The 19695-nt window shown below is 51.3% G+C and carries 24 protein-coding genes; 13 read left to right on the forward strand and 11 right to left on the reverse strand.

Going from position 1 to position 19695, the window contains the following annotated elements:
- Positions 1 to 318: 318 nt before the first annotated feature.
- From V5T82_RS03470 to V5T82_RS03490, 5 genes are all read left to right on the forward strand, one after another.
- Positions 319 to 1035, forward strand: coding sequence for a helix-turn-helix transcriptional regulator (locus tag V5T82_RS03470; RefSeq protein ID WP_332894205.1), 717 nt, complete (start codon positions 319 to 321; stop codon positions 1033 to 1035).
- 104 nt (positions 1036 to 1139) lie between these two features.
- The gene (locus V5T82_RS03475) at positions 1140 to 1808 is read left to right on the forward strand and encodes an acyl-homoserine-lactone synthase (protein WP_332894206.1); all 669 of its coding nucleotides are present in this window, start codon (positions 1140 to 1142) and stop codon (positions 1806 to 1808) included.
- 100 nt (positions 1809 to 1908) lie between these two features.
- Positions 1909 to 2262, forward strand: a complete 354-nt coding sequence (locus V5T82_RS03480; RefSeq protein ID WP_332894207.1) for a hypothetical protein — start codon at positions 1909 to 1911, stop codon at positions 2260 to 2262.
- A 99-nt stretch (positions 2263 to 2361) separates the two neighbouring features.
- On the forward strand, positions 2362 to 3081 hold the full coding sequence (locus tag V5T82_RS03485; protein WP_332894208.1) for a helix-turn-helix transcriptional regulator: 720 nt from the start codon (positions 2362 to 2364) through the stop codon (positions 3079 to 3081).
- A 109-nt stretch (positions 3082 to 3190) separates the two neighbouring features.
- A complete protein-coding gene (locus V5T82_RS03490; RefSeq protein WP_332894209.1) occupies positions 3191 to 3544 on the forward strand; it encodes a hypothetical protein in 354 nt (117 codons plus the stop codon).
- Between the two features lie 83 nt (positions 3545 to 3627).
- On the opposite strand, the gene tsf is transcribed toward V5T82_RS03490, so the two are convergent.
- Positions 3628 to 4524: a translation elongation factor Ts gene (gene tsf / locus V5T82_RS03495; RefSeq protein ID WP_332894210.1), complete on the reverse strand. Its 897-nt coding sequence runs from the start codon at positions 4522 to 4524 to the stop codon at positions 3628 to 3630.
- A gap of 61 nt (positions 4525 to 4585) precedes the next feature.
- Positions 4586 to 5383, reverse strand: coding sequence for a 30S ribosomal protein S2 (gene rpsB, locus V5T82_RS03500; protein ID WP_332894211.1), 798 nt, complete (start codon positions 5381 to 5383; stop codon positions 4586 to 4588).
- A gap of 274 nt (positions 5384 to 5657) precedes the next feature.
- Here rpsB and V5T82_RS03505 point away from each other — a divergent pair, with 274 nt between their 5' ends.
- The 3 genes from V5T82_RS03505 to V5T82_RS03515 all read left to right on the forward strand — a co-directional run bounded on the left by V5T82_RS03505 (position 5658) and on the right by V5T82_RS03515 (position 6739).
- Positions 5658 to 5834 (forward strand): YegP family protein, encoded by a 177-nt coding sequence (locus V5T82_RS03505; protein ID WP_332894212.1) that lies wholly within the window; start codon positions 5658 to 5660, stop codon positions 5832 to 5834.
- Positions 5835 to 5960: 126 nt separating this feature from the next.
- Positions 5961 to 6458, forward strand: a complete 498-nt coding sequence (locus V5T82_RS03510; RefSeq protein ID WP_332894213.1) for a GNAT family N-acetyltransferase — start codon at positions 5961 to 5963, stop codon at positions 6456 to 6458.
- A 101-nt stretch (positions 6459 to 6559) separates the two neighbouring features.
- Positions 6560 to 6739: a hypothetical protein gene (locus V5T82_RS03515; protein WP_332894214.1), complete on the forward strand. Its 180-nt coding sequence runs from the start codon at positions 6560 to 6562 to the stop codon at positions 6737 to 6739.
- A gap of 88 nt (positions 6740 to 6827) precedes the next feature.
- Here V5T82_RS03515 and V5T82_RS03520 read toward each other — a convergent pair whose 3' ends face one another.
- Positions 6828 to 7244 carry a sulfur globule family protein gene (locus tag V5T82_RS03520; RefSeq protein ID WP_332894215.1) on the reverse strand — a complete coding sequence of 139 codons (417 nt, stop codon included), beginning with the start codon at positions 7242 to 7244 and terminating at the stop codon, positions 6828 to 6830.
- Positions 7245 to 7647: 403 nt separating this feature from the next.
- Here V5T82_RS03520 and V5T82_RS03525 point away from each other — a divergent pair, with 403 nt between their 5' ends.
- Both V5T82_RS03525 and V5T82_RS03530 read left to right on the forward strand, forming a co-directional pair.
- Positions 7648 to 7857, forward strand: coding sequence for a cold-shock protein (locus V5T82_RS03525; RefSeq protein ID WP_332894216.1), 210 nt, complete (start codon positions 7648 to 7650; stop codon positions 7855 to 7857).
- 311 nt (positions 7858 to 8168) lie between these two features.
- Entirely contained in the window at positions 8169 to 9239 is a 1071-nt protein-coding gene (locus tag V5T82_RS03530) for a GNAT family N-acetyltransferase (RefSeq protein ID WP_332894217.1), read from the forward strand.
- A gap of 9 nt (positions 9240 to 9248) precedes the next feature.
- Here the strand turns inward: V5T82_RS03530 and V5T82_RS03535 are convergent, their stop codons facing one another.
- Genes V5T82_RS03535 through V5T82_RS03550 form a run of 4 tightly spaced genes read right to left on the reverse strand, consistent with a single transcriptional unit; the run spans position 9249 to position 14112 of the window.
- Positions 9249 to 9647: a bacteriohemerythrin gene (locus tag V5T82_RS03535; RefSeq protein ID WP_332894218.1), complete on the reverse strand. Its 399-nt coding sequence runs from the start codon at positions 9645 to 9647 to the stop codon at positions 9249 to 9251.
- Between the two features lie 27 nt (positions 9648 to 9674).
- The gene (locus V5T82_RS03540; RefSeq protein WP_332894219.1) at positions 9675 to 11012 is read right to left on the reverse strand and encodes a hypothetical protein; all 1338 of its coding nucleotides are present in this window, start codon (positions 11010 to 11012) and stop codon (positions 9675 to 9677) included.
- A 41-nt stretch (positions 11013 to 11053) separates the two neighbouring features.
- Positions 11054 to 11422, reverse strand: coding sequence for a response regulator (locus tag V5T82_RS03545; protein WP_332894220.1), 369 nt, complete (start codon positions 11420 to 11422; stop codon positions 11054 to 11056).
- A 56-nt stretch (positions 11423 to 11478) separates the two neighbouring features.
- Positions 11479 to 14112 (reverse strand): PAS domain S-box protein, encoded by a 2634-nt coding sequence (locus V5T82_RS03550; RefSeq protein WP_332894221.1) that lies wholly within the window; start codon positions 14110 to 14112, stop codon positions 11479 to 11481.
- Positions 14113 to 14410: 298 nt separating this feature from the next.
- Here V5T82_RS03550 and V5T82_RS03555 point away from each other — a divergent pair, with 298 nt between their 5' ends.
- The 3 genes from V5T82_RS03555 (at position 14411) to V5T82_RS03565 (ending at position 16927) form a co-directional block, all read left to right on the forward strand.
- The gene (locus V5T82_RS03555; RefSeq protein WP_332894222.1) at positions 14411 to 14860 is read left to right on the forward strand and encodes a c-type cytochrome; all 450 of its coding nucleotides are present in this window, start codon (positions 14411 to 14413) and stop codon (positions 14858 to 14860) included.
- 65 nt (positions 14861 to 14925) lie between these two features.
- A complete protein-coding gene (locus V5T82_RS03560) occupies positions 14926 to 15606 on the forward strand; it encodes a cytochrome b/b6 domain-containing protein (RefSeq protein WP_332894223.1) in 681 nt (226 codons plus the stop codon).
- A gap of 166 nt (positions 15607 to 15772) precedes the next feature.
- Positions 15773 to 16927 (forward strand): sensor histidine kinase, encoded by a 1155-nt coding sequence (locus V5T82_RS03565; protein WP_332894224.1) that lies wholly within the window; start codon positions 15773 to 15775, stop codon positions 16925 to 16927.
- A gap of 64 nt (positions 16928 to 16991) precedes the next feature.
- Here the strand turns inward: V5T82_RS03565 and V5T82_RS03570 are convergent, their stop codons facing one another.
- The 4 genes from V5T82_RS03570 to V5T82_RS03585 form a co-directional block, all read right to left on the reverse strand.
- Positions 16992 to 17201: a hypothetical protein gene (locus V5T82_RS03570; protein ID WP_332894225.1), complete on the reverse strand. Its 210-nt coding sequence runs from the start codon at positions 17199 to 17201 to the stop codon at positions 16992 to 16994.
- Positions 17202 to 17373: 172 nt separating this feature from the next.
- Positions 17374 to 17868 carry a 30S ribosomal protein S9 gene (gene rpsI, locus V5T82_RS03575; RefSeq protein ID WP_332894226.1) on the reverse strand — a complete coding sequence of 165 codons (495 nt, stop codon included), beginning with the start codon at positions 17866 to 17868 and terminating at the stop codon, positions 17374 to 17376.
- Between the two features lie 3 nt (positions 17869 to 17871).
- Positions 17872 to 18336, reverse strand: a complete 465-nt coding sequence (gene rplM, locus V5T82_RS03580; protein WP_332894227.1) for a 50S ribosomal protein L13 — start codon at positions 18334 to 18336, stop codon at positions 17872 to 17874.
- A gap of 266 nt (positions 18337 to 18602) precedes the next feature.
- Entirely contained in the window at positions 18603 to 19562 is a 960-nt protein-coding gene (locus V5T82_RS03585) for a DUF3137 domain-containing protein (RefSeq protein ID WP_332894228.1), read from the reverse strand.
- Positions 19563 to 19695 lie beyond the last annotated feature (133 nt).

Here is a 19695-nt window from a genome sequence, read left to right on the forward strand (position 1 = left end):
CATGCATTTCGGTGATCAAAATCGAACCCAGAGAATCCACGTTCGAAAGTGCCCAGGATATTACACCAAGATGGTCGTTTTTCCAGTATTTTAGCGCTAATGCATCCGCTCTCGGCCACGATAAAAAACCTCTTATTAGTGTATTTTAAATCGATAGCCCACCAGGGATATGCGCAATACATCTGAGAGTTCAGTTGATTTTTGAAACTTATCGTAGTCTAGTATCTATTACGTATAGGGGGTAACTCTCAGTCACATGGGAGTTGAGGTGTGAGGACGTGTTACTGAACACAACACGACCATAAGGAACGGATGGTTATGATTGCTGATTTTGTAACGACCAGCAACAGGGCAACAACTGATGCTGAGCTATTTGAGCTTTTGGGTGATTTTCTCAAAAAGGTTGGGCTTGATGCAGGGTATGCATACGGTGCTCTAACACATTTTGACGCCTACGACTTCAAATCCCCCCTGCCTCGCCCTGCCGTCACCACCACATATTCATCGGATTGGATACACCGTTACGCCGCAGAGAATTATGCAGCTGTTGATCCCACTGTTGCTATGGCCCCCAAAGCCACAGGCCCTTTCCAGTGGAAGGATTTGAATATTACTGATGAAGCCGCTATCGCGTTCTTAGATGAAGCCAAACACGACGCTGGGCTAAAACAAGGACAATGCATTCCTTTGCATGGACCTTATGGGGATACGTTTGCGATTTCTGTAGCAAGTTCCGAAGATGATACTCTTAGCCCTGATGAGCTTTCACAAGTGTTCTTGGGGTGCGCACAGTTTCATCAACGCTTCATCCAATTGAACCTTAAATCCCAAAAGCAGATCAGCCTCACTCCGCGCCAGAAGGAATGCCTGCACTGGGTTGCGGCAAATAAAAGTAACTGGGAAATTGGTATGATCATGGGGATCAGTGAACGTACCGTTCGTTTTCATCTAGAAAAGGCATTTGAAGTGCTTGAGGTCGCCTCACGTGAAGAAGCGATCGTCAAAGCCATTATGTTTGGTCTCATATCCCCTTAAATATCAATCGATAAAGACACCCTGGCGAGGTCGCCAGGATGTATTCACAGTAAAAAGAAAGCACCCTCCTCTCACAACTATTGATGACCTGGAGGGGTTCTGAAATGCTTACTGTTGATATCGTAACTTGGGCCAATGCCCACCACTATGACGACGCTTTGGCGCAATCGTACAAAGTGCGTCACCGCGCATTCATTGAAAAACAAAATTGGGACGTGCCGCACTGTCATGGCATGGAATATGACACCTACGACACACCCGCAGCCGTTTACCTCTTAGCGCGAAACGAATTTGGAAACGTACTTGGGCTCACGCGCCTGATTCCGACATTGCGCCCATACATGCTGGATGAAATCTGGCCGAACATGTTGGGCAAACATGCAGGAACACGTCAGGAAACAATTTGGGAAGCAACGCGCTTTGCCGTGGATCCGACACTCGATCAGGAAGAGCGCAGCGGCGTAGCCTTAGCAATCACTCAAGCCTGTTTAGAGTTTGGCTTAGCCAATGGCATCCAATCGTATTTGGTCCTGTCTCCCCTGGCCATCTTACGTCGGGTCATTGGCCCGGGTGGTGCTGGTTGTGAATACACACAATTGGGTGACCAGGAAGTCTTTGGGCGCACTCGCGTAATGGCCGCTGAAGTCACTGTCAACGCAGAAACTTTGTCAAACGTCAAAGACAAATTCGGCACTGACAATGTCATCAACCACCGCTCCTTGAATATCTACGGTCAAGAGCTGGGCCAAGAGCTGTATCAACAAGCTGCGTAACTTTAAGTTGGGCTTTCCATTCCAGGAAAGCCCAACCCTTAAACTTTATAGGGGAAGTTGCCCCCCCCTTTTGAAACTTATTTGTCATCGGGGAATTCAGATGAACAATGTTCGTATTGACAACAATCTCTTAGGCATATTGGCTTACATACGCGAAGAAGTCGAACGTGCCGAAACCGTTGGTGAAATCAACGAAAGTCTTTTGCTGCTGGAAACAGCCATGAAAGAAAGTAAAAGTGTCTCGCCTATCCAAGGCTTGCCGAACATCAACGTTGAATATACGTCCACTGAAGCGCAATTTAATGTCGCAACCAATGTTCCGGATTGTTTGGTATCGACCTTTTACGACCTTTCTGAAAAAATGAACCAGTTGCAAGTTGATGACCCGGAAACGTTCTCCAATGCTTCAACCGCGCTGCACTGGCTGGCGAACAACGACAAAGTTATAAGCTGATCCACCTCAACACCTCGCCTATAGGTGGTTGATCGGCTCTTTTTTGTATGATTTACTTGCGTCAACATCTGGTTGGGCAAAGTTGGTGGTGACTGTCTAATGACAGCAAAAGTTGCGCAATTTATTGAAGAGTCTATGGGGGCGACCAGCCCTCAGGACTTATTTTCTCTCTATTGCGCGAGCTTATCGGCACTCGGCATAGATCGCGCAGTGTATAGCGCCATGCGCAACACCCCGCGCTTTGAAACCAAAGTTCCTGCGATTTTTTGCAGCTATCCTGAAGACTGGGTAAAATATTATTTTGAGAATGGCTTTATCGAAGCGGATCCAGTTCGAATCCGCGGTCTTCATACACGCCGGGCGTTCACTTGGGACTCCATGATGGCGCAGCATGACCTGAACAATGCTGAGCAAGAGATCATGGATTTAGGCGAAGAGGCCGGGCTCAAAAGTGGGAGCGCCATGGTCTTTCATGGGCCCATGGGCGAGGCTTTTGGTGTCGGCTTGGCGTGCAGCGAACACAACCCAGATGTTGAGCACCACCTCAAAGAAATTGAAATTCTTTCCACCCAGTTTCACGTTCAATTTTCAGCGCATTTCGGTCAGGACCAATCATCCAAGGCTCCGTTGACGCCCCGGGAATTGGAAATTTTGAAATGGGTCGCAAGCGGCAAAAGCAACTGGGCCATCGGTGAGATCTTAGCGCTTTCAGAACATGGCGTAGAATACCATGTGCGCAATATCCTCAAAAAGATGGACGCGGATTCTCGGCTGAGCGCCGTGGTCAAAGCTCTCTACAACGGCTACCTCACCTTATAGTGCTTTAAATACAATAGATTACAAAAACTATGGAGTTCCGTAGTCGCTTATTTATGTCCAATGATGAATAACTTGTGCCACAACACATGCACAAAAACAGGGCATTGGAATGAGCTACGCTGATGAGCAACTTTTCGGGTTAATCGCCTACGTTCGCCATGAGATTGATCGCGCGCGAAACGTGAAGGACCTGGACGACATCATACTGCTTTTGGATTTAGCCCTGAAACAACATTCCACAGCTTCACCCATCCAGGGGCTAAAGCACATTCAGGCCGAATATCCGCTGCACAACATTCATCGTGGCGTCAATGTCACCACCCGTGTCCCCAAAAGCTTGGTATCAACGTTTTACGACCTCTCGACCAAGATGAACCAGCTTCAATACCAAAACCCTGAACTGTTTGCCAACGCCTCCACAACTTTGTATTGGATTGCCAACAACGACTGTCTCGTCGATTGAGCACGCCAAACCATCGCGGACACAAAAAAACGGGGCCTCCCACTGGGAAGCCCCGTTTTGTTTGTTGAAAAAGACAGCAGGGCTTAGACGCCGGCAGCGGCAGCCACTTCAGCTGCGAAGTCTTCTTCTTTTTTCTCGATGCCTTCGCCCAGACCGAAGCGAGCAAAGGCTTTGACGTCAACGCCAGCTGCAGAAGCGGCTTTGCCGACTTTGCTTTCGCCGTCGATGACAAAGGTTTGTTCCAACAAGCACACTTCGCCGTAGTACTTGTTGATGCGGCCCATGATCATTTTTTCGATGATCTCTTCGGGCTTGCCGGACTCGCGGGCTTGTTCGGTCAGAACTTGTTTTTCACGCTCGACCAATTGCGGGTCCAAATCGTCGCGGGACAAGGACGCCGGGTTCGTCGCAGCCACGTGCATGGCAACTTGCTTGCCAAAAGAAGCAGCGTCAGAACCCGTTGCAGCAACCAACACGCCGATTTTGCCCAGGCCGTCGGTGACCGCGCCGTGAACGTAAGCCGCGACTTCGCCGCCTTCGGCTTCCAAAACGTCAACGCGGCGGATGTTCATGTTTTCGCCGATGGTCGCGATCAACTGGGTCAATTCGTCAGCCACGTTGCGGCCCGTTTCCGGGTAATACATGGCTTTCAAAGCGTCCAAGTCGCCACCGGAGCTCAAAGCCAGTTTGGCAACGGTGGACACAAAACCTTGGAACTGATCGTTACGCGACACAAAGTCGGTTTCAGCGTTGACTTCGACAACAGCGCCTTTGGCACCTTCAACAGCAACACCCACCAGACCTTCGGCAGCGATACGGCCAGCTTTTTTCGCAGCCGTGCCCAAACCTTTGGTGCGCAGCCAGTCAATTGCGGCGTCGATGTCGCCGTCGTTTTCGTTCAGCGCTTTTTTGCAATCCATCATGCCAGCGCCGGATTTTTCGCGGAGCTCTTTCACCAGAGCAGCGGTAATAGCAGCCATCTTAAATTTCTCCGTTAAGATGATGAGGTCATAGCATCAAGCCATGACACATTATTGAACCTTAAGCAGATGCTTCTTCAGCCGGGGCTTCTGCGGCAGCTTCTTCAGGAAGCGCTTCCACAGCAACCTCTTCAGCTTCACCCAAATCGCCACCGCTTTTCACAACTTCAGCTTGGATGCCGTCCAGAACGGAACCCGCAATAAGTTCGCAGTAGGTGGTGATGGCGCGAATAGCATCATCGTTGCCCGGGATCGGGTAGTCGACGCCTTTCGGGTCGGAGTTGCTATCCAGCACAGCCACAACCGGAATGCCCAGTTTGTTAGCTTCGGCGATGGCAATGGATTCTTTGTTGGTGTCGATGACGAACATGATGTCCGGCAGACCGCCCATATCTTTGATGCCGCCCAGAGCCAGCTCCAGCTTGTCGCGTTCGCGGGTCATTTGCAGCATTTCTTTTTTGGTCAAGCCTTCGGTTTTGGCTTCGTCACCCAATTGAGCGTCCAAGTCGCGCAGACGCTTGATGGAACCGGAAATCGTGTTCCAGTTCGTCATCATGCCGCCCAACCAGCGGTGGTTGACGTAGTACTGACCGCAGTTTTTAGCGGTTTCAGCAATTTTGTCTTGAGCTTGGCGCTTGGTGCCGACGAACAGCACACGACCGCCGCCAGCGACAGCTTCGCGGACAGCTTCCATAGCGCGACCCAGCATGGGGACGGTTTGACCAAGATCGATGATGTGAACACCGTTGCGCGCTCCAAACAGGAACGGCGCCATTTTCGGGTTCCAGCGACGGGTGTTGTGACCAAAGTGAATACCAGCTTCCAAGAGCTGGCGCATCGTAAAGGTTGGCGTAGCCATTTTTTATTTCCTTTTCCGGTTAAGCCTCCGCGGACAATCGTCTCTCAAATGAGAGACACCGGAGCGACGATCTGGTGAATTGGCACCAGGGCCGCACGTCCGCGTGCGAGATAACACCCCACCATGGGATGCTTGCGGCGGGTTTTAAGCGCTTCCCCACCCGAATGCAAGCAAAAAAAGAGCTGAAAATCAGCCATTTTTGGCATTCACACCTGTTCGCGTCAGCCGTCCATCCTTAGAACGCAAATTTCACCTGACAGGAGATCGAAAAACCATGGCTGACCGTTATGAAATTTATAAGGACAAAGCCGGCGAATGGCGTTGGCGTTTTGTGGCGTCCAACGGCAACAACATGGCCAACGGCGGCGAAGGCTATAAGAACAAAAGCGACTGCGAAAACGGCATTGAGAAGTTGAAAAACTCCAAAGATGCCGAGGTCGTCGAGGTCTAAGGCCTGAGTTCGCTGAACCTCAAGCCGGGAGCGTGAAAAAACATGCTCCCGGAATGGGGTTCGCATCCCCAGAAAGCTTCACTGTTCCGTCATGCGAACGTCATGCCTGGACGGGATAATGGCGCTATGCTTGATACGAAATCCTTATCATTTACAGCGTTCAAACCTGCGGATTTGCCGCAGGTGCGCGCGCTTCACGCCCTCTCCTTTCAGTCGTTGGCGTCTGGGGCGCATTCCGCCCAGCAGATCCATGCGCATGTAAAGTATATGCACACGGACGAATATGCCGACGATCTGGATCGCTCAAACCTACAATGTGCTTTGGACGGCAACGGCGATTTGATTGCGACGGCCGGTTGGGTGTGGATGGACGAAGCCCCAACGACGGCGCGCTTGCGCAAAGTCTTTGTGCATCCCGACAACGCCGGAACCGGTCTGGGCCGGACTATGGTCGAACGTGTTGAAGGCTTAGCCAAAGACAGCGGCAGCGAAGACTATTTCGTGCGCGCCAACATCAATGCCAAGGGTTTCTATCAGCGCTTAGGCTACGCGCCCATCAAACCAGGAACCATGGACGTCATGGACGGCATAAGCTTGCCCATCATGTTCATGCACAAAGGTTGAGCGCTTCACAAACCACTGATTGATCCGTTTTACAAGTAACAGCCGCGACTAAACACCTGCTAAGCACTTGTAATCCTGTACAAATGGCCCATATGGAAACCATGACAACTGAAACAAAATTCCTGATCCGATATGGATTGCAAAACTACGTGCGCCACACCCGAGACGGTGAACGGCACACCTTTGTCATTCACGGCCAAGCCGATCCCAAATTGGTTGGGCATGCACAATCGCTGATTGCCGAGCGCTATGGCTCTGGCGCAGAGATCTTGATTTCTTGACAATTTCTGGGGGCTAGCCCCCTTTTCAACATGAAATGGGAGCGCCTGTCACCAGGCGCTCCCACAGTCATGGTCGCAATAGGCGTGGTTACTGCTGCGGTGCAGCGGGTGCCGGAGCCGGAGCCGGGTAACCCGGAGCCGCACCATAAGGGGCACCATACGGAGCACCGTAAGGCGCACCATAGGGAGCACCGTAGCCATAAGGCGCGCCGTAGCCGTAGCCAGGGCCGCCACGGTATCCGTTGTAACCGTTGTAGCCGTTATTCATGTTGTTGTTCATGGAGTTGTAGCCGTTGCCGGAGCCATTGCCGCTCATGCCGAAGGAAAAGTTACCCGATCCATCGCCAGAGCCATTGTTGCCCCAGTTGCCGTTATTGTTGCCCCAACCATTGTTGTTGCCCCAACCGTTGTTGTTGCCAAACGGGCCCCAACCCCAAGCGTGTGCTTGACCCGCAAACGCACCAAGCGATACGGCAACAGCCGAAATCATCAGAATTTTTTTCATGAATTATTGTCCTCATACCCCCCTCAAATCTGTGAATGAGAGAAGACGGGTAGAGGGAAAAGGCCCATTATCTCCAACGAGATGGAGACACCCCCTCCAATATTAAAGGTGCACAGGAAAACGCATGACAAACGTGGTAAGCAACCCGTGCAGGAACTGTCATTAAATCTATTCTAAAGCGTTTTCAAAGAATTGCGAAAAAAAATTTATTTATACAAAGCTTGACTTTGCGATGGTTTAGACCACTTATCACCCATACGTTTTACAATTGTTTGGCCTACCTAGATATTCGGTACGCTGATTAGCTTCGTTTTCCCCTGACAATGTAATCCTCGACCCGCCGCTCCCAACCTTATGTGTGGAGACGGTTTGCTAATGAACGCCTGTTAGAAGGAAAATAACAATGGCTATCGGTACTGTTAAATGGTTCAACCCGGACAAAGGTTTTGGTTTTATTGAGCCCAAAGATGGTGGGAACGACGCATTCGTTCACATCTCCGCTGTCGAGCGCGCCGGTCTGCGCACGCTCAAAGAAGGTCAAGAAATCTCTTACGATTTGATCGCAGGTCAAAACGGCAAATCTTCTGCCGAAAACCTGATCATCGAAGGTTAACGCCGTTCGCAGCCCTCTCGAGCGATCGATGAGGGCTGCACGCGACGGCATTTAGGATACAAATGAATCACGCAAATAAGTTCCTATTACGATACGGACTACATAATTTTGTCCGCTACAGCCAAAACGGCGAGCGGCCTACGTTTACCATCCACGACCAATCCAATCCCAAATTGGTCGGACACGCAAAATCTCTCATCACTGACAGCTTTGGTTCTGGCGCCGATATCCTCGTTCCTTAAGGATCGGTAAGCCCAGGGCCTTTCCTGCTTAATATTTACAATACGAACCGTCTCGTATATATTATGTGCATGATGAGCCTATCGACACTCCAGACACCAACACGTGGCGCGCCGCGGTCTAAGAAAAGCCATGATGCGATCTTGGCGGCGGCGTTAAGCTTGGCGGACAGTGGCGGGCCGCAGGCCTTGACCATTGAAGCGGTGGCGCGCGAAGCCAAGGTCGGCAAACAAACCATTTACCGCTGGTGGCCCTCGCGCATTGAATTGCTGATTGAGGTTTACGACACCCTCGCCCCCATCGGCCAAAAGCTGATCGTCAAACGCGCGTTCAAAGATGTCTTGATGACCTTGTTCGAGGTCTATTTGGGCGGCCCCGCAGGTGAACTGTTGGCGGCTATTGTATCGTTGAGCCAGTCCTCCCCCGAAGCGAAACGCATCTTCGAAGAGAAGTTCTTAAACCCACGCCGAAACGGCCTGGCGCATTATTTGGAGTTGAGCGGCACCATTCAACCGGGCCAAGCCCAAGAAGCGACCAACCTGGTCGTGGCGCAAATCTGGTTTGCCCTACTCACCGATCCGGCTCTGTTGGACGAAGACTACGCCGAACGCATATGCCGCACCTTGAAGGACTTCACAAAGACGGAAAAACTGCACATCCATGAAGGCTTCGTGCCCGGTTTCGCAGCCGAGATGATCCGCCTGCACATGGATTATTATGCACCCCATTGGGGATTGGGCCAAAACTTCAAAACACACATCTTGCGGGATTTCACAGCATTGATGGACGTATTTGACGCAAACCGCGATCAGATCCTGACCCTACAAAACCAGAACGGGGACATCTTAGGCACACTGGTGGTCGAAGCCTCTACACAAGAAAGCGTGGACACCGCCCGTCTGCGTTTCTTTGTCATGAACGAACGAACCAAAGGCCAAGGCTGGGGCCATAAGATGATCGAACACGCCTTGGCAACCTGCAAGGCACGTGGACAAACCAAGCTTTGGCTGACCACATTCAACGGCCTGGAAGCCGCCAAATCGCTTTATGAACGTGCAGGCTTTCACCAAACCGAAGTCTATGCGCAAGACACCTGGAACGAAGGCACCGGCGAAGTGCGCTATGACTTGGCGTTGGATTGAACCTACCGCTCAGTCCTGACACGCCTTATACGCATCTTGGTCCGAGCCCGTCATGTGGGGGATCAGGCGGCTTTCGACCCAGCCGAGGATGGCTTGTAAGACTTCATCTCGAAAACCCATCATATCGTCTTGCCAAAGAGCCTTGATCTCTTCGGCGAGGATTTCGTGCTCTTTGACGTGTTCTTCCAATTGCGTTGAATTGTGTTTCTTGAAATACGCTTCTTCATCTTCGAAGTGTTTTTTGGTGTAGAGCAACAACGCATCAAATGCGCCCCTGACAACGGTATCATCAGGATCATGCTCCACGGCTTCGAGCAGCAAGTCGGCGAGCACGACCAATTGCTTGTGTTGAGCGTCGATTTCAGAGTGATCGATTTCCAAAGTACTCGACCATTGAACGTGTGACATAACAAGACCCTCCTAGATTTCCGCTTCTTATAGTTTTCGTGTGTAAAGATCGATCAGGGACAAAGGTTCCATCCCGGTGATGGTATCGATGGCGTCACTCAATGTGCTGCCGTCTAGATAGTCCACACCGGTTGCCATGGCCGACGTGTTGAGACTTAGTGAGCGGATGTGGTGCACAAAGGTTTTCAGTTGATGCTTGTTGGCAGCTTCAACGAACTCATCCATGTCTTTGACGATTTTGCGCTCGGCCGCAATGACGTCGTGTAGATCAAATCCAACCGCATGCAGACCGGCGGCGTGATAACCGTCGAACTTTCGACTTTCTATTGGAAACCCTGCCAAAACCGCGCGGCTGTGACTGCGCAATGGGCCGATGATCTCTGCTAGGCGGGAATCGGGAATGCCCGTCGGCAACCCGTGAAGCTCAAAAATCAAACGATCGCATACCTGCTCGGGCACATCGTTCAGCAATCCAAAATACGTCATGCGGTGATTGCGATTGCCCAAAGTTTCAAAGTGCACCGGCATGCAAATGATCGCCGCTATTTTGTTCTCCAGCAAATTGAGCTGCTCTTGGATCGCTTTTTTGGCCACGGCGATATCGATATGGGCCAAGGAGTTTGGATCAACGTCCGCCACTTTATTAAAATCAAAGGGTACCAGCGTTCCTTCAGCTGAAGAGAACACCGGCACGCAGGTGTACGTCGAAATCACATCGCGCTTTGCATTCCAAACCGGCTGGAACACAAAATCGAGTTCTTCTTCGAACCGCTCGCCATCTGAAATTTCGCCGTCACCAGGGTCAGCCTCAAGCTCTTCGAATTCTGCGACCATGGACTGAACGCTGGGCATGTCTTCGTACGAAGCTTTGCCGTCTTCTTTCACCAACATGGTTTTGACGGAAATGACACCTTGGGTATCCGCCTTCCCCAACAGGCGTTGCGCGATTTCTTCCACGATCAAAGCCGTTTTTAGACGGGCTTTCTTTTGATCCACGCTGGTGAACACGATGACGTAGCGAAAGTCGGCATAGTTGGTGAAGATGTCCTGAGGCGACAGACGGCGCTGGATCGCTTCTTTGATGATGGTCTCTATGGCCTCTTTATGGGCCGTGACGGCTTTCCCCAGCTTCTCTTCAATCTTTTGCAGGTTCAACAGCTCAACGTTGCCGGCCATGATGGTCTTTTGCGCGGCAATGATTTTCGAAATTTTGTTTTCAAAAATCGCTTGGTTGGTTTCAAAAACATCAGGAGACTTTTTTTTAGGGGGAGATTGTTTGCTTTCAACATGCGTGCCACCAGCTGCGCCTGCTTTTGGGCCAGCGCCGATAATGCGAAAGAGTTTATCGACGACGTTTTCCATCATGGTCTCAAACCCCAGTCTAACCTAGGTCTTGGTCTATACCATCACGCCGCAATGCATGCCCGAACCTGAGCAATCAGCTCGCGCGCCGAAAACGGTTTCGACATCACACTGTGTGCTCCAAACTTTTTGGCAACTTCCAAAAAATCCAGATTCTTCATTCGACCACCCCCCGATATGGCGATGATTTTTGTATCGGGAAACTCTTTTTGAAGCTCGATAATGGTTTCTACGCCTTCTTTTTCCGGCATGATGATATCCGTGATCACCAACTCAGCCGGATCGGCACGCTGAGCGTTCAGGCCTTTGTTGCCATCGGATGCTTCCGAGACCTCATGCCCGTCAGACTCCAAAATCTCGCGCAGCGTAAAGCGCACAATTTCTTCGTCATCTATGATCAATATTTTTACCATTCATCTATCTCTTACTTCAGTATAGCGCGCCACGTCTGATTTATCAGACATAATTGTTAAGTTTCCTTACCCCCGTCAACCAATGGTAAGTATATTTCGAAAACCGTGCCCTCACCCGGTGTGGAGCTTACTTTTATACCGCCTTGGCTCTTTTCAACAACGTTAAACACCAATGCCAACCCCAGTCCTGTCCCTTGACCGACAACTTTGGTCGTGTAGAACGGGTCGAATATGCGTTCAAGTTTCTCTGCACTCATGCCTTCACCATTATCCTCGACCAAAATGCGGGCATAGTTGTGATGACGTTTGATTTGAGGCAAGGCCTGTTCAAGTTTCTCATTGGCGACAATGATGTCCAAAGTAATGCGTATTTTGCCGCCCGTTCCTTCTATGGCGTCAATGGAGTTCGAGACCATGTTGATCAAGACCGTATGGAACTCGGTTGGATCGCCGCGCGCCATTAGGGGTTCAGAGAAAAGTCGTCCCTCAAAATCGATGGTTGTTGGCACAGTCGATTTAAACAAATCGAAGGCTTCTTGCGCCACGACATTGAGATCGTAGGTTTCGTCGGGACGATCGGATTTGTGCGAAAACGCCAAAATCTTCTCGACCAACTTTTTCGCCCGGATGCCAGCCTCGTGTATTTTTTCCAAACGCGTGCGCCCGCGGTGATCTTCGGGGAAATCATCAATGGTCATTTCACTGAGCGCGACGATGGGCAACATCAAGTTGTTGATGTCGTGCGCAATGCCGCCCGCCAATGTGCCCAAGCTTTCGGCCTTTTGCATTTGCCAGAGCTGTTGTTCGGCTTCTTGGCGTTCGGTGATGTCAAGCACCACACCTTGATAGTTTTTGACATTGCCGTGCTCATCCAAGATCGGCCAACTGCGTTCATCCACCCAGCGCACCTGCCCGTCACGGTCCACAAGACGGTAGCTGTATGTCTTCAATGCGCCTTCAGAAGGGTTTTGAGTGCTCCATTTGGCTTGCACACCTTCCAGGTCTTGCTCATGAATCAAATCCGCATACGACACACCGCCACCGTAGAAATCTTCAGGGCTGTAGCCCCACTGACTGACATTTTCAGACACATACTCGACGGCCCAGTTTTGTGTCGTCCCCCAAACAAAGGCCACTGCGGGGCTGCGGTTCACCACACTTTCCAGCTCATGCAATTTAGACTGCGCCCGTTTTCGCGAGGCAATCGACCAAACGTAGTCTGCAAGGATTTGCAGGTTTTCGACGTCGGCGTCTGTGTAATGCGTCGCCTTGTTGCCAACCCCCAAAAGCGCCACGATTTTCCCCGCTTCGAACATCGGTAAAGAGATCAAGCGTTCCAAATGGGCGTGGCCGTCCGGCAAACCTTTTTTATTTGGCGCCGTGGTGTAATCGTTGATCACCGTCGGTGCTAGATTGCGGAACGCATCAGCCCAGATGCCGGCTGCTGAAATTGGATAGTGCCCGTCCAACTCTTCCACATGGCAATACGCCGCAAGGGTATGTTTCGACCAGGCGATCAACTGGATGGTTTCTTGATCGTCATTGATGAAGTGAAAAAACGAAATGGTCGAGTTGGTGAGGTTCTCACACCATTCCAATGCAGACTGCAGAAGTTCGGTTTCGTCCATCTCTTGTGCATCCAACGCCAACTGGGACATGGCGAGGTTGCGCAGATACTCCGCCTTTTGCTGCGTCACATCAGTCCCGGCACTTTGCACTTCGATCAATTCACCGTTCGCATTGAAAAATCCCCGGTTTGTCCAGGACGTCCAGATCAAATCCCCCCGTGCGTTGATCGCCATATTTTCGTGTTCGATCACGGGATGCTCAGACGTAAAGTTCGCGATCATCTGGCGAAAGCCAATGTGTTCGTTCTGGGGCATCAGGTCGAAAACAGACATAACCTGCACGGCTTGGGGCGCAAATCCAAACGTGTCGGCGTAATACCGATTGGCATAGCTCAACTGGCCGTCAGGTTTAAAGCGGCAAATCATTTCAGGGTGATCGGAGATGATGGATTCGTATCGGGCTTCGCGATATTCCAAGCGGGAAAAAAAGCGCAAAGACACGCGATACAAAATGAGTGACCCCAGAACAACCACGGCCAAACCGAGGGCATAGACCCATAACAATTCCCGAATAATCGGCGTGCGGATTTCGGCCAAATCGATTTTTGCGACCAATCCCAAATCCAAGAGCTTAACCGGTTCAAAAGCCGCAATCACTTCAACGCCGCGATAATCCTGACCGATCATGGTGCCCGATTGACCGGATAAAGCGGCCTTCATGGGTTCGGCCACGCCTTGTTCCCAATTCACAATAGAACCCACGCCCGCAACTTTGTGGCGATGTTTGAGAAGAAAGACAATATTGTCGCCTTTAAGCTCGGCCAAGGTGAACTCGCCCGTCTCGCCAAAGCCTTCAAAGCGATTGTGAGCATCGATAATTTGGCTCAGAGTATGTTTTCGCCCCACATGTGTAGGCAGCCCGAATTGCTGGGCAAATGTTTTGTCATGTTGGGCAATGGCTTCGATGATGCGTGCGCGACTGGCGGCAAGTTCAATCAGGCGCTTTAAATGTGTGTTGACGCTTGACGTATAGTGCACATACGACGAAATACCGCCGATGCCCACAGCCGTGAGCAGCAAGACAGATACAAAAAGAATAAGCGTTTTCGAAGTGAGCTTCACAGCCGACACCCTTCCCCGAAGCGGTGTGATTAACGTTGATGTCTGGCTCATCATCGTTTGAATTGGGGCCGATTTAGCGACTATTGATTCAAAAATTCTAGCTGAAATTTCATATGACCAACAGGAAAAAGCCCATTTTCATACCAAATAACACCGCCTCGCCCAGTTACATTCTGTTACACAAAAACCGCGATTAGACATCTCACTGTTACATAACGCCATTAGGTTGCACACCACAGGCCGCATCAAGCGGTGTCCGAATAACATCTTGAATTTATTTATAGACAAGAGGTCCCTCATGAAAAACGTTGTCTTGGCTGCTGCTCTTGTGGCCACCACTTTGACCGGTTTTGGCGCTGTGGCGCCGGCATTAGCCGAAGAAACCAATCCGTCGATTGTCCACCGCAAAGCCACCTATTCCGTCGTTGGCGGCCATCTGCATTCTTTGAAAGCCATCTTGTTTTTGGGCGGACAAGGCGATGCGACGTATCACGCCGAAAGCATCAAAGTCGCGTTCGAACACATGGGCAACGCTTACCCGGCTGGATCGGACAAAGGCGAAACCAAAGCCAAAGCCGAAATCTGGTCCAACATGGACGACTTCAAGGCCAGGGGTAAAGACTCCTACGGTGCGACTGTCGCTTTGATCGAAGCCACCAAAGGCGGCGACAAAGCGGCCATGGCCGGGGCGTTTAAAAAGCTCGCCGGTACCTGCAAAGCTTGCCACAAAGAATACCGCGCAAAATAAACGCGTTTGGTTGGGTCCGGGGATGACGGTTTCATCCCCGGCCTGACACGGAAAAGCCCCTGCCCATGCCTGATTCCTCACACACTGCACCACAACACACCACCCCGGTCTGGGACGTCCCCACCCGCCTGTTTCATTGGTCCTTGGTGGCGATGATGGCGGCTGCGTTTCTCACCTATGAGTTTGCTGACATCAACATGACGTGGCACAAATGGAACGGCTATGGGCTGTTGACGTTGGTCGTCTATCGCGTGTTGTGGGGTGTGTTTGGGTCGAACACCGCCCGGTTCGCATCTTTTGTGCTTGGTCCCGGTGCCGTCCTGCGTTACCTCAAATCGCCTACGCAGACCCTAGGGCACAATCCAGTCGGCGCACTGATGGTGCTGGCGCTGCTGTCCTTGATCTTGGTTCAAGGCAGCATGGGCCTGTTCACCACGGACGAAATCCTTGTCGAAGGCCCGCTGGTGCATTTGGTTTCCAGCGATTGGAGCAGCTTGGCCGGAACCATTCACCGCTTAGGATTTTACGTCATCGCCGGGTTCGCCGGCGTGCACGTCTTGGCCGCGTTGTTCTATTTGGTGGTGAAAAAAGAAAACCTGATCGGTGCCATGTTCAGCGGGCGAAAAGTGAACACCCATGTTCCGCCGGGCGAACGACTAAAGCCCGAATCCAGGCTCCGCGCTATTTTCCTGCTGGCCTTCTCTGGCGCACTGGTGTGGTTGAGCGTCAACGTCTGGACGCTCTAGGCCCACCCTATTCTTCCTTGACATCTGGTGCGCTCTCCTTAACTTTTATTAATAAGTAAGACAATAATACGAGAGTGGACCTAATGCATATCAGTCACGCGCTAAGACGCGTCGTTCTTCTTGTGTGCGCCTTCGGCATTGTCTCTCGCTATAAGTTGAGATTTGCATGAACGCAGACACCCTAAACGTCGATACAGAAAAGCTGCTGCAGATTGCCCATGAGCATTCGCCGGACGGCATCACCATTCTACGACCGGTCAGGGACGCACAAGGGGCTGTTGTCGATTTCACCTGGCTCTATCAAAACAAGACCGTTGCCCGCATGAACGGCACCGCCGCCAATAGCGTCATCGGCAAACGTTTGTTGGATCTCTTCCCCGGCCACACGGGCACGATATTTATGGAAAAATACATCCATGTTGCCGAGACCGGAACGACGTGCATCTTTGAAGAGGCCTACGAAGGCGAAAGCATCCCATCAAAAACCTGGTTTCGCATCGTCGTCGTGCCAGCCGATGGCGATATTGCCATCATGGCCCAAGACATAACCCAGCAAAAAGAACTGGAATCCAATCTCACCGAAGCCCTAGCCGAGGCCAAGCGGGCAAACTTAGCAAAGTCCGAGTTTCTCGCCTCCATGAGCCATGATTTCCGTACACCGCTCAATGCGATGATGGGTTTTACCGATATGATGCGCCAACGCGCCTTCGGTCCACTCAACAACGAACACTATGAAGAATATATCGAAGATATACACTCCAGTGGCTCACTGTTGGTGAGCTTGGTCAACGACGTCTTGGATCTCTCCAAGATCGAAGCGGGCAATTATAAGTTAATCGAAGAAAGCGTCAGCCTCAGTGCACTTGTGCAAACGTGTGTGCGCCAAAACACCACCCAGGCACGGCTCAAGACCATCAACTTGGTCGAAGAAATCCCCGACGGGTTCCCGCATCTTCTTGGTGATGAACGGGCTTTGGTTCAGATCTGCAATAACCTGATCTCAAACGCCGTGCGTCACACCCCCAACAGCGGGATGGTCTCAATCTCAGCGAACTTACGACAAGACCAAAGCATCATCTTGCGTATTGTCGACACCGGAAGCGGCATGACACCAGATGAGCTTGAAGATGCGCTCAACCCTTTTGAGCCTGACAAAAGCAAAATCTCCAGACCCAACAAACAAACTGGATTGGGCCTGACCATCTGCAACCATTTGATGGACTTGTTCGGCGGTAAGATGAGCATCAACAGCACCCCAGATAAAGGCACGTCGGTCTGGCTGCGTTTCCCGGCGGATCGCACGTTGGTGGCGGCGGGCTGAATCTCAAAAGTCCGTCTTGCAGCCCCCCGCTCCCAAGGGGAGAAGGAAGCACCCTTGCCTAGGGTTATTCCAAACGGTCTTTGTTTTCATTCACATAGGCATGAAACTCACCGTGCTTAAGCCTAGTCTTATCCAGCTTAGCTTTTAGCTCATCACCCATTTTTTTGAGTTCATCACGATTGGCTTCTGTCTGACGTTTACCAACTTTGCCTAAGTGATAATTCAATTCATGGTCTTCAGAAAAATTGACATATTCATGATCAGAAATGCTCACTGTTTTATCTCCTCTTGAAGCATGGAGTGAGCATGATAGCGTTAGCCTGGATCAAAAATCAACTAAAAGTTGTTTATTGAGAGATATACCCTTAATGGGTTTTTGTGCTTTGTTCAGCAACAAAAAAAGGCCGCTCCGAAGAGCGGCCTTTTTGTCTGTTCGATAAACGCTCTTAACGTTTGGAGAACTGGAAGGAACGACGTGCTTTGGCACGACCGTATTTCTTACGTTCAACAACACGGCTATCACGGGTCAGGAAGCCGCCGGACTTGAGCACGCCGCGCAGGACCGGCTCGTAGTACGTCAAAGCTTTGGAGATGCCGTGACGCACAGCGCCAGCTTGGCCGGACAGGCCGCCACCGGTGACGGTTGCGACGACGTCGTATTGACCTTCGCGCTCGGCCACTTGGAACGGTTGGTTCATCAGCATGCGCAGCACCGGACGAGCAAAGTAGGTTTCTTGCTCGCGACCGTTGACGGTCACTTTGCCGGAGCCCGGCTTGATCCAAACGCGAGCAATGGCGTTTTTACGTTTGCCCGTTGCATAAGCACGGCCCTGAGCGTCAATTTTCGGCTCAGCGGCAACCGGAGCGTCTTCAGCGCCAGCAGCTGCAGTTGCAACTTCGCCGCCTTCGACCAGATCTTTAAGATCAGACAGATCAGCCATGGGTTACGCGCTCCTCTTGTTTTTCGGGTTCATCGCGGCAATGTCCAGAACTTCCGGGTTCTGTGCGCCGTGCGGGTGGTCGGCACCGGCGTAGACATGCAGCTTTTTCATTTGCTGGCGGCCCAGCGGAGAACGGGAGACCATACGCTCAACAGCTTTGATCACGACGCGTTCCGGGTGCTCACCTTCAAGGATCTGGCCCATGGTGCGTTCTTTAAGACCGCCCGGGTGGCCAGTGTGCCAGAAGAATTTTTCGTTTGCGGCTTTGCGGCCCGTCAGCTTCACTTTTTCAGCGTTGATGACGATGATGTTGTCGCCGCAGTCGATGTTCGGGGTGAACATCGGCTTGTGCTTACCGCGCAGACGCATGGCGATTTGGCTGGCCATACGACCCAAGACAACGTCTTGAGCATCGATGACATACCATTTCTTTTCCACGTCGGCGGGAGTAGCGGAATAGGTTTTCATATTCGGCTCCGTCTTGCCTTGTGCAGGTGTAACCTGCGGGCTTGCCTTGTGCAGGCCTGGCCTGCGGGGCGGAAGAGTGCGAGGCAGGCCCCACACAGGGTTCAAAAATCGGGTCACGCATAGGCCATAAGCCCCAAAAGCGTGAGGAAGCCGCGTTTTAAGACACTAACGCCCCCCTGTCAAACGTTTTGTTTGGGGAGTTGAGTGAAATCTACAACAATTTCAATGACTTATTTTTGAGGTATTATTATACCGCACTTTTCAACTTATTCAGAGAGCGGCAAAGTCTGGATCAGGTTCTGAAAGCGCAAGATATCTAAAACCATTTGCACCGTGTAGGTCTCAAACGACGCAGATGCCCCCGACGTGCGCATTTCCATCCATTGGTTTTGGCGGTGAACCGTAAACCAGACCGCCGCATCCTGAAACGCAAAGGCTAAGGGGGTATTGAATTTGTCATTCAGGGCGAGCAAGCCCCGACGCCATGCGGGGGACAAAATTCGCCGCGCTTCTGGCAGAGACGTGGAATGAACTTCGAACACAGCATCGAAATCGGGATCATGGGTTTCCATCAGCTCCCCGTCAAAGGGTTGCTCTGTCCAGCGTTCCAGCCGATTTTTGCGAAAACTCACGATTGTCGTTGCGGTCATGGGGTGATGGTAATCCACAACACCAATCAAACCGTGAAAAACATCGCTCGTGCGCCGAAAGGGGACGCGGGCATACAATGGGGAGAATTTCATGTCCGCAATGAGGTTTTCTTGAACGACAAAGCGTCTGCCATCAATCGTCCCGGAAATTTCATCTTCCACCAGCCTGCCTTCATAGCGGGCAGCCAATCCCAAACGGGCGAATTTGTGGCTTAATGATGTGCTTGGCTTTTCCCGGTAATCATAACCAAAGACGGCGCAAACGCTCGTCGCTAAGGTGATTTTGGCTTGGCGTTTGGAATCCAGCAAACGCACCCAACCAAACCCAAACATGCCCAACGCCAACGCGGTGCCTGCAACGCTGAGCGACACAAACTCTGGTGGTAAGTTTTTTTCGTCCGCCATCAACATCAAACTCAAGCCCATGGGCAAAAGCGACGACATCATGGCCCATACAGCGACGCCGCGTTGTCGTTTCAAACGCTTTACAACGCCCAAAGACGCATCGTGCAAGGTTTGAGACAGCCCGCGAAGGGCTGGCACAGTGTGTTCAATTTCTTCAAGTGACGGGAGCATGGCTGCACAACGATATTGGTAAATACATACACTACCTAAAATTGTTTCCAATGGCACGATAAATACCATACGAAGATCCGTTGCATGACTGGACATTGGGGGCACAAAAGACCAACATGACACAAATCGAATT

Origin of the sequence: Magnetovibrio sp. PR-2 (assembly GCF_036689815.1) — a bacterium.
In the GTDB taxonomy this organism is placed as follows: domain Bacteria; phylum Pseudomonadota; class Alphaproteobacteria; order Rhodospirillales; family Magnetovibrionaceae; genus Magnetovibrio.